General features: G+C 61.2%; 2 protein-coding genes. Both read right to left on the reverse strand.

Annotated elements, in window-relative coordinates; genetic code table 11:
- Positions 1 to 95 precede the first annotated feature (95 nt).
- Complete coding sequence (locus IEG05_RS22940) at positions 96 to 1,100, reverse strand: tyrosine-type recombinase/integrase (protein ID WP_033947522.1); 1,005 nt, start codon at positions 1,098 to 1,100, stop codon at positions 96 to 98.
- The coding region (locus IEG05_RS22945; protein WP_224742965.1) for a tyrosine-type recombinase/integrase at positions 1,093 to 2,028 on the reverse strand (936 nt) is incomplete at its 5' end. The genes IEG05_RS22945 and IEG05_RS22940, both read right to left, overlap by 8 nt.

The following is a 2,028-nucleotide window of genomic DNA, read 5'->3' on the forward strand; positions in this document are numbered from 1 at the left end:
CATATCTTGTGTGGCCTTGCGATTTATGTGGCCTTCAGTCCGCGGCACGGCCTCGGCTGCGGGGTGGCGCGATCTGTAGGCCACAGAACTATTCGCTACAGTGAACGCAGAAACTGCATCAAGTCTGATCCCATCGGCCGCCGCGGCGACTTGCCCGCAGGCTCCAGTTGTGCCAGAGCACGCGACTTCATCTCGAGATCGATTTGCGCATACACATTTGTGGTGTTGAGCGAGACGTGACCGAGCCAAGCTCGAATGGTGTTGATGTCGACCCCGGCGCGCAACAGGTAGGTTGCCGTGGTGTGCCGAATCGTGTGCGGGCTTACGCGCTTGGCTTTGAGCGCCGGGAATTGATTGGCGACCTGCCTGGCATAGCGCTCCACCAGGGCGTGAACGCCGAAGCGCGTTATCGGCCGACCACAACGGTTGAGAAAGACGTGCTGCTCCGGGGACCGTCCTGAAATCAGTGATGAGAGCTCATCGGCGGTACGCATCCATAGCGGGCAGAGCCGTGCCTTTCCACCCTTGCCTTGCAGCTTGACGAACGCGTTGCGGGTGCCGCCCGCCACCTGCAGCTGCAAATCCGCCACCTTGAGCTGCGCGGCCTCAGCTGCGCGGGATCCGGTGTTGTACAAGAACAGCAACAGCGCATGGTCACGGATTCCCTGCGCCGTCTGCATATCCGTTGCAGCCAAGAGTGCGTCCATCTCTGGCTTCTCCAGGTAAGGGATCTGAGGGCGGGCAAACTTCCTGAAAGGAATCGAGAGAATGCGCCCAGACCATTCCAGGTGTTCCGGGCCGTACTCGCCGACGAAGCGGGCAAACGTGTGCAGCGCTGCCAGACGCTGGTTGATGGTCCTCGCGGTGAGGTCCTTGTTACTCGCCGTTGACGGGAGGAACTGGGTGATCAGCTCCCGACTGAGATCGTCCACATTGAGCAGGTCAGGTCGTTTGCCCACTGCGTGCGCAGCATACCGAATGACCTTGGCGAGCGTGTCGCGGTAGCTGAGCTGGGTGCTTCTGGCCATGCATCTCACGGTGACCAGATACTCCACCAGAAATCGCCTGACCCACGGGGCCAGCAGGTTCGATTCACTCATGGTGATCCTCCTGTCCTGTTGCGTAGCGCTCAAAGCGGGTCGATGCCTCGACGAGCAATTCTGGTGTCAAGGGCAAATAGACCTGGGTGGCTGCGATGCTCGTGTGCCCAAGGTAGGTGGACAGCAGCGGTAGGAGCTTCTGGACGTCGGCGCCCTGCCGATACCATGTGATCAGCCGGCGAACGGCAAAGGTGGCCCGCAGGTCGTGGAGTCGTGGTTGGTAGCGGGCGCAGTCGCTACGTCGGATGTTGGCCTTCGATCTGAGTCGAGCAAAGGCGCGCCGTGCACCGCTCGCCTTGAGCGGACCACCGTCACTGCAGATCAGCAGCGGCGACGCCGACTTGGCGTCGCGCGTTGCGTGAAAGGTCTGGACGTAGTCTCGCAGGATTTGTGCAAGGTGCGGCCCAACCGGTACCCACCGTGTCTTGTAGAACTTCGTGTCTCGGATGGTCAGCAAGTTCTGCTGAAGGTCGACGTCGGCAAGGGACAGGTGCAGCGCCTCGCTCAGACGCAGGCCGGTGCCGTACAAGAGCAGTAGCAGCGTACGAAAGGTGCGCGGCGTAATCCGAGTCGTGCGCAAACCATCGATTGCGTCGATGAGCCGAACCATCTCGCTCTCGGTGTACACATAGGGCTGGAAGATCTGCCGGCACCTGGGGGTATCGAGCGGCAGCGGAATGCACGGCAGCAGGCCACGGGCGAGGGCGAAGCGAAAGAAGCCCAGCAAGGCGGAATGCTTGCGGTGCCAGTACCGCGTCAGTGGCCGATTGCCGTCGAGAAATGCCCGTACCTGCCAAGGCTCAATCGAGTCCAGCTCACGGTCACCGCCGACAGCCTTCGCGAACAGGCGCAACACGCTTGCGATACTTGCGCCGTCGCAGCCATTGGCCTGGATGAGCTCTGTGTATAGCGTTAATGCGTGTAGGAG

The organism is Stutzerimonas kunmingensis, assembly GCF_014764705.1.
GTDB lineage: Bacteria > Pseudomonadota > Gammaproteobacteria > Pseudomonadales > Pseudomonadaceae > Stutzerimonas.

Bases quoted from the DNA above. Each gene is read 5' to 3' on its own strand.
- IEG05_RS22940 (WP_033947522.1), bottom strand. From the start codon at position 1,100: ATGAGTGAATCGAACCTGCTGGCCCCGTGGGTCAGGCGATTTCTGGTG.